The 7,567-nt window shown below is 39.4% G+C and carries 8 protein-coding genes; 5 read left to right on the forward strand and 3 right to left on the reverse strand.

The features are described 5' to 3' along the window. Positions 1-405, forward strand: a 405-nt coding sequence (locus H5072_RS07540; protein WP_182693164.1) for a type IV pilin protein, incomplete at its 5' end; no start/stop codon positions are given. 6 nt (positions 406-411) lie between these two features. Here H5072_RS07540 and H5072_RS07545 read toward each other — a convergent pair. After that, the gene (locus H5072_RS07545; RefSeq protein WP_024596577.1) at positions 412-942 is read right to left on the reverse strand and encodes a GspH/FimT family pseudopilin; all 531 of its coding nucleotides are present in this window, start codon (positions 940-942) and stop codon (positions 412-414) included. A 79-nt stretch (positions 943-1,021) separates the two neighbouring features. After that, positions 1,022-1,585, reverse strand: a complete 564-nt coding sequence (locus H5072_RS07550; RefSeq protein ID WP_024603774.1) for a GspH/FimT family pseudopilin — start codon at positions 1,583-1,585, stop codon at positions 1,022-1,024. A 160-nt stretch (positions 1,586-1,745) separates the two neighbouring features. On the opposite strand from H5072_RS07550, the gene glnB reads away from it, so the two are divergent. Next, positions 1,746-2,084, forward strand: a complete 339-nt coding sequence (gene glnB / locus H5072_RS07555) for a nitrogen regulatory protein P-II (RefSeq protein WP_002962211.1) — start codon at positions 1,746-1,748, stop codon at positions 2,082-2,084. Between the two features lie 50 nt (positions 2,085-2,134). On the opposite strand, the gene H5072_RS07560 is transcribed toward glnB, so the two are convergent. Beyond that, positions 2,135-2,899: an outer membrane protein assembly factor BamD gene (locus H5072_RS07560; RefSeq protein ID WP_002962210.1), complete on the reverse strand. Its 765-nt coding sequence runs from the start codon at positions 2,897-2,899 to the stop codon at positions 2,135-2,137. Positions 2,900-3,040: 141 nt separating this feature from the next. On the opposite strand from H5072_RS07560, the gene rluD reads away from it, so the two are divergent. The 3 genes from rluD (at position 3,041) to clpB (ending at position 7,423) form a co-directional block, all read left to right on the forward strand. Then, positions 3,041-4,018 carry a 23S rRNA pseudouridine(1911/1915/1917) synthase RluD gene (rluD, locus tag H5072_RS07565; protein ID WP_002962209.1) on the forward strand — a complete coding sequence of 326 codons (978 nt, stop codon included), beginning with the start codon at positions 3,041-3,043 and terminating at the stop codon, positions 4,016-4,018. Beyond that, entirely contained in the window at positions 4,018-4,749 is a 732-nt protein-coding gene (pgeF, locus tag H5072_RS07570) for a peptidoglycan editing factor PgeF (RefSeq protein ID WP_182693165.1), read from the forward strand. Before rluD ends, pgeF begins: the two co-directional genes overlap by 1 nt. Positions 4,750-4,846: 97 nt before the next feature. After that, the gene (gene clpB, locus H5072_RS07575; RefSeq protein ID WP_165723615.1) at positions 4,847-7,423 is read left to right on the forward strand and encodes an ATP-dependent chaperone ClpB; all 2,577 of its coding nucleotides are present in this window, start codon (positions 4,847-4,849) and stop codon (positions 7,421-7,423) included. The last annotated feature ends 144 nt before the right edge of the window (positions 7,424-7,567 follow it).

Genomic DNA, 7,567 nt, shown 5'->3' on the forward strand with positions numbered 1-7,567 from the left:
CATGGGTTTACCTTAATTGAGCTGATGATAGCGGTTGCAATTGTAGGCATACTTGCTTCAATTGCATTGCCCAATTATACAGAATATGTAAAGCGTGCTTCGCGCGCTGAAGCTGCTGCAGCATTGTTAGATGCTGCAAACAAAGAGGAGCAATATTTTGTAGATAATCGTGAGTATACGCAATCCTTTACTGACTTAGGGCTACAAAGTAAAACCGAAAATGGTCACTTTGAACTATCTATCAGCGTAGTTGATAGTAATACCTTCACTATTACAGCTAAGCCTATAGACGGTGCTGTAAAAGGAGATACTGATTGTAAAGAGCTTTCAATCACTGATATTGGTCTCAAAGGTGCAAAAGGGTCTAAAGGAGACACCGATATTGGTTATTGCTGGGGTCGATAGCCTAGATTACTTCTTCTGGCACTTATCAGTTGATTTAATACGTATTCTGCCAGTCTGACTTACTGATAAGGCCAACCCCTCGAGGTTGGCCTTATTGCTGTTGGGGCAATATATAAAAGTACCATTTTGAAAACCATTCAAAGAACCATCAGGACGAAACGTAATTGCGCTGCGAGGGTATTTAAGACTGTCAGCTTCATGGATCTCCTCAAAAGTACTTAAGAGTAGTTCATCATCATCTAACGAGGTTGATTTATCTTTGTCGATAAAGAGTGACATTTGGCCATTCCACTCGTCCTTTGTACATTGACTGTCTTTTAGTGCACAAAGCGTGACGTAAGTAGTATTTTCAATGGCATATAAACGGCCATAATTTATATTTCGGTGTAGGAGGTTTACGTGGTTATCTAAGCGGTTTTTAGCTAAAAAATCTGGGTAAAACCACATAGATAATTGGCTGATAATACTGACAACAGCCATAGATACCATTAATTCGAGAAGTGTTACTCCCTTACTTTTTGATATTGATAATCTCATCCTTGAAGACCTGAGTTAATAAATGATTAACTCAGTCTAGTAAATGATACAAATATGACAAGATATAATTGTACGTTTTTTAATCACACTTTTCAGTGGTGTCACCAAGGTAAAAAGCAGTACCAGATACTGATACATTCAGCGCTTTATTGTTTTCGTTGTCATTATTGGGGCAGTATACAAAGCCCGTAAAGCTACCTGAGCCAGCTAAACTTGTCGTAATACGACCGCTCGTATTAAACCGAAGGCTATTATTACCAGAGAATTTTATTCTATCGCTAGACGGAGTTTCTGACATTACACGTAATAGACTATCATTTGCGCTTTTATAACTTCCGTCATTATCAGTATCTATAAATAAAATAACGGTATTAGTTGATGCCCATTCACTTTGGCATGTGAGACTTGAGCTACTACTTGTAACTGTATTAGGAGCAGGGCATACAATGACTATTTCATCCGTACTTGCAGCTTGAGCACGGGCGTAGCTAATATTTCTTTTTAATTCCAACAAAAAGTTCTCAGCTCTATTTTCTTCTAGCATATCGCTACTATTCCAAATTGCAATTGATGCAATGATCCCAACGATAGCAACGGTTACCATGAGTTCTAAAAGGGTGAACCCGTTTTGTTTGTTTTTCATATTAATCTCATTTACTGCTAGTCATTTAAGTATAGCTATTTTTATATAATAAATTATACCACGATCGGTTGTTTTATCACCGTAATTCAATCGCTTTGTTTGCTATGAACATCATGATTGTCTAAAATCGAGGCAACTGAAGCTTTCAAAAGTAATTAATATGAAAAAAATAGAAGCAATTATCAAACCTTTTAAGTTAGACGATGTGCGTGAAGCGTTGTCTGATGTAGGTATTACGGGGATGACGGTAAGCGAAGTTAAAGGCTTTGGACGTCAAAAAGGTCACACAGAGCTATATCGTGGCGCAGAGTATATGGTCGATTTTTTACCTAAAGTAAAACTTGATATTGTATTGACTGATGAAGATGTAGACCGTGCAATTGAAGTTATTGTAAAAACGGCGCAAACAGGAAAAATCGGTGATGGTAAAATATTTGTCACAGATGTTGAGCGTGTAATACGTATTCGTACTGCAGAGGAAGATGAAGAAGCGATTTAAGCTTGTTTTTCTATGTAGTTAAAAGGCGCTTTAGTAAGCGCCTTTTTTATTTATTTAGTTCTTTTATTTAGTTTTCGTGTTTGCTTTGCGTGCTCACTAAGCTCAGTTAAACCTAATTGGTCGTAACTTTTCTCCATCATTTCAAGCGCGGGATCTAAGTAACTGCTTTGTGAATAATGCTCAACAACAAACTTACCTCTATTAGCAGCAGCTAAATAAGCTTCACGTTCGTAATAGTAAGTTGCTACTTTTAATTCATAACGTGCCATGCGGTTTAAAAGCCACACTAAACGACGCTTAGCTTCAGGCGCGTAATCACTTTTTGGAAAACGTTTTACTAATGTCGATAAATCTGTAAATGCAACACGAGTACGGTTGGCATCACGGTCGGCTCTATCTACACCAAAGTACTCTTGGAACGCATTTTTATCTGCTTTAATATTTACTAAACCACGCATGTAATACATGTAGTCTAAATCTTTATGATTTGGGTTTAAGCGAATAAAGCGGTCAATGGTTGCAAGTGCTTGTTCAGTATTACCTGATTGATAATGTGCATAGACTAAGTCCATTTGTACTTGCTTAGAGAATGGGCCAAATGGGTAGCGAGAGTCTATAGCACTCAAAAGTTCAATTGCACGAGCATATAAACCAGAATCTAGCGTTTCTTTTGCATCTTCATATAAAGCGTGTGCAGACTTATTCGGTACACGTTGAATGTCTTCTTGGTCTGGAGCAGACGAACAAGCGCCTAAACTAAGTACAGAAACTGAAAAAACAATGGCAAATGCACGTTTCCCTATTTTATTTATCATTTTATTTGTTACCTTCGATGTCTTCGGCTAGGCCAAGTCGGTAAAACCGAGTAAACTATGCGTATTATATTATGCTTTTATTAAAAGCGATTCTAACCCAGTCGAGCAAAGCTTGCACTGGTAAATTGGGTAAAGTTACTAATGTCAGAGCAAATTTCTCTTCAAGCCGACGTTCCAACCGAATTAGGTGGTAAACGTCTAGACCAAGTATTAGCACAATTGTTCCCTGATTATTCACGTTCTCGTATAAAAACGTGGATTTTGGATGATAAAATCACTGTAGACGGTGAAATTTTCAACACTCCACGCGAAAAGCTACTAGGTGGTGAAGTTGTAAGTGTTGAAACAACAATTGAAGCACCACGCGAATACGAAGCACAAGATATCAAATTAAACATTGTTTATGAAGACGATGATATTTTGGTAATTAATAAACCAATGGGCCTAGTGGTTCACCCAGGTGCGGGTAACCCTAATGGAACAGTGTTAAACGCATTGCTACATTACTACCCTGAAATAATTAACGTGCCACGCGCAGGTATAGTGCATCGTTTAGATAAAGACACGACCGGTTTAATGGTTGTAGCTAAAACGATTCCAGCACAAACGCATTTAGTAACAGCGCTGCAAAAGCGTGAAAACTTTACGCGTGAATATGAAGCACTGTGTAATGGTACTATGACTGCAGGTGGTATGGTTGAAAAAGCGATTGGCCGTCATCCTACTCAGCGTACGCATATGGCCGTACATGAACTGGGTAAACCGGCAATTACACATTACCGTGTTGCTGAAAAATTCCGTGCTCATACTCGTTTACGTCTGCGCCTAGAAACAGGCCGTACTCACCAGATTCGTGTGCACATGGCACATTTAAATCATCCGCTAATTGGCGATCAATCTTATGGCGGCCGTCCGCGTCCACCTAAAGGTGCAACACCAGAGTTATTCGAGTTACTTCGTAGCTTTAGACGCCAAGCACTACATGCTGTAAAATTGAGCATTGCGCATCCAATCACGGGTGAAATGATGACATGGCAAGCACCTATCCCTGATGATATGGTTGCTATGACACATGCACTACGTGAAGATACTAAAGCTAATCCTGATATCGATAGATAATGCACTTATTGTCAGCGACATGGCAAAACCTTCATAAAGTAGGAACGTTAAGTACTACTTGTGGAGGTGGTGTTTCAAAAAACCCATTTAAAAGTTTCAATTTGGGATACCATGTTGGAGATAATCAAGATCATGTATCAAAAAACCGCTCACTATTAACCAAACACTTACCTAAACCTGCCGTGTGGCTAAATCAAGTTCATAGCTCTGATGTTGTTATTGTTGATGAACATTTTGACTCTAATAAGTTACACAATGCTGATGCGCTTTATACTCAGTTATTAAATCAGCCTTTGGCTATCATGACTGCCGATTGCTTACCTATTTTATTAGTGAGTGATGATGAGAAGGAAGTTGCAGCTATACATGGTGGCTGGCGGGGGCTTGAGCAGGGAATTATTAAAAATACTTTAGAATGTTTTAGCTCAAAGTATGAAAATATAAATGCTTGGCTAGGGCCTGCAATTGGGCCAACTCAATTTGAGGTTGGCGCTGAAGTGTTTGAGTTATTTAAAAAAAGGTCTTCTTCATTTATTCAAGCATTTACACCACAAGCTAATGGCAAATTTCTTGCTGATATTTTTGGCATTGCGCGTACTTTACTTACCCAGCAAGGCGTTAAAAATATTACAGGCGGCGACTATTGTACAGTCTCTCAAAGTGACTTATTTTTTTCTTATCGACGGGATGGTCAAACAGGGCGTATGGCAAGTTTGATCTGGCGCAAGTAAAGCGTACATTAGTGATTATATTTATTCCCACACCTTGAACAATTCTATTAACATACCCATTTATTAAACAATTAGTTTATTAAATAGGTAAACCCTCATGCGTTTAGATAGATTTACAAGCAAATTTCAATCTGCGCTTTCTGATGCGCAATCTTTAGCACTTGGTCGCGACCATCAATTTATTGAGCCCGTGCACTTAATGTATTCATTGCTACAACAAAGTGGCTCAAGTGTGCGAGCGCTATTTGCGCAAACAGGAGTCAGTGCTGACGAGCTCAATACTAAGCTTTCTCAAGAAATTGAAAAGCTCTTTAAAGTCGAAGGTGTTGGAGGCGATGTACAGTTGTCAAACAACATGGCATCACTTATTAACTTATGTGACAAGTATGCGCAAAAACGTAAAGATAAATACATTTCGAGTGAATTGTTTGTACTGGCAGCATGCGACGATAAAGGTCCACTTGGCGATATATTCAGATCGTTAAATATTACCTCCACTAAAATTGAAACAGCAATTAAAGCGATTCGTGGTGGTCAAAAAGTTGATGACCCAAATGCCGAAGAAACACGCCAAGCGCTTGAAAAGTTCACGATTGATCTAACTGAGCGAGCAGAGCAAGGTAAGCTTGACCCTGTTATTGGTCGTGATGACGAAATTCGCCGCACGATTCAAGTATTACAGCGCCGTACTAAAAATAACCCTGTATTAATCGGTGAGCCAGGTGTTGGTAAAACAGCAATAGCAGAAGGTTTAGCACAGCGTATTATTAATGGTGAAGTACCTGAAGGATTAAAAAACAAACGTGTTTTATCGCTTGATTTAGGAGCACTAGTTGCGGGCGCTAAATATCGCGGTGAATTTGAAGAGCGTTTAAAATCAGTGTTAAACGAATTGGCTAAAGAAGAAGGCCAAGTCATTTTATTTATTGATGAAATACACACTATTGTGGGTGCAGGCAAAAGTGATGGCGCAATGGATGCGGGCAATATGCTAAAACCTGCTTTAGCACGCGGTGAGTTACACTGTGTTGGCGCAACCACGCTTGATGAATACCGTAAATATATAGAGAAAGACGCAGCACTTGAGCGTCGATTCCAAAAGGTACTCATTGAAGAGCCGTCGGTTGAAGATACCATTGCAATATTGCGTGGCTTAAAAGAGCGATATGAGCTACATCATTCAGTAGAAATTACTGATCCCGCGATAGTTGCTGCGGCGCAGTTATCTCACCGCTACATTAGCGATCGTCAGTTACCAGATAAAGCAATTGATTTAATTGACGAAGCGGGGTCTTCGATTCGATTACAAATTGATTCAAAACCAGAGTCGTTAGATAAGCTTGAACGTCGTATTATCCAATTAAAATTAGAAGATAATGCACTTGCTAAAGAAAAAGATGAGGCGAGTCAAAAACGTCGCACTGAAATGCAAGAGTTGATCACCGACCTTGATGGACAATATCGTGAACTAGACGAAATTTGGAATGCTGAAAAAGCATCGCTTCAAGGTACACAAGTAATTAAAGCCGAACTTGAACAAGCAAGATTAGATTTAGATGTAGCGCGAAGAGCAAGTGATTTACAGCGTATGTCAGAGCTGCAATATGGGCGAATTCCAGAGCTTGAACGAAAACTTGATTTAGCCTCACAAGCTGAAATGCAAGAAATGACTCTGCTTAAGAACCAAGTAGGTGAGGATGAAATTGCTGAAATTTTATCTCGCTGGACAGGTATTCCTGTTGCAAGAATGCTACAAGGTGAGCGTGAAAAGCTGCTGCAAATGGAAGATAAGTTACACAGTAAAGTAATAGGGCAAGATGAAGCGGTCGTTGCTGTTGCTAACGCAATACGACGCTCACGTGCAGGACTTGCAGATCCTAATCGCCCAATTGGTTCTTTCTTGTTTTTAGGTCCAACAGGTGTGGGTAAAACCGAGCTTACAAAAGCACTGGCAGGTTTTATGTTTGATACCGAAGATGCCATGGTACGTATCGACATGTCTGAGTTTATGGAAAAGCACTCAGTTGCACGCCTAGTGGGCGCACCTCCAGGTTATGTGGGTTATGAAGAGGGCGGTTATTTAACAGAAGCTGTTCGTCGTAAACCTTACTCAGTTATATTGCTTGATGAAATAGAAAAAGCACACCCAGATGTGTTTAACATTTTACTGCAAGTGTTAGATGATGGCCGATTAACTGACGGACAAGGTAGAACCGTTGATTTTAAAAATACTGTTATTATCATGACATCAAATTTAGGCTCAGATATTATCCAAGAACAAGCGGGGAATAATGACTATACGACCCTTAAAGCTAAAGTAATGGAAGTATTGATTAATGAGTTTAGACCTGAGTTTATTAACCGTATTGACGAGACTGTTGTATTCCACCCGTTAGCAAACGAGCATATAAAAGAAATAGCCGATATTCAGTTAATGAAATTACGTGAGCGTTTAACAGAGATGGGGTATCTGCTTGAAATAAGCGATGCTGCACTTGAGCGAATTGCAGCAAGTGGGTTTGATCCTGTGTACGGTGCACGCCCGCTTAAGCGTGCTATTCAGCAAACGATTGAAAATCCGCTAGCACAAAAGCTACTTAATGGGGACTACATACCAGGTAGCGTGATTGTTATTGATGCAAATGACGACTCTTTGGTATTTACCAAACGCTGATTGTAAATAATTAAACTCTAAAGCCGCTAAAATAGCGGCTTTTTTATGTTTGTTAAACTTTAAAAGTTAGTAATAAATCGTTCACTCTGCGTGAGCCTTCAACAAGCTCAGCTGCACCTTTTGCTACATTAAAGCTTAAACTTA

Origin of the sequence: Pseudoalteromonas sp. SR45-5 (assembly GCF_014163565.1) — a bacterium.
In the GTDB taxonomy this organism is placed as follows: domain Bacteria; phylum Pseudomonadota; class Gammaproteobacteria; order Enterobacterales; family Alteromonadaceae; genus Pseudoalteromonas; species Pseudoalteromonas distincta.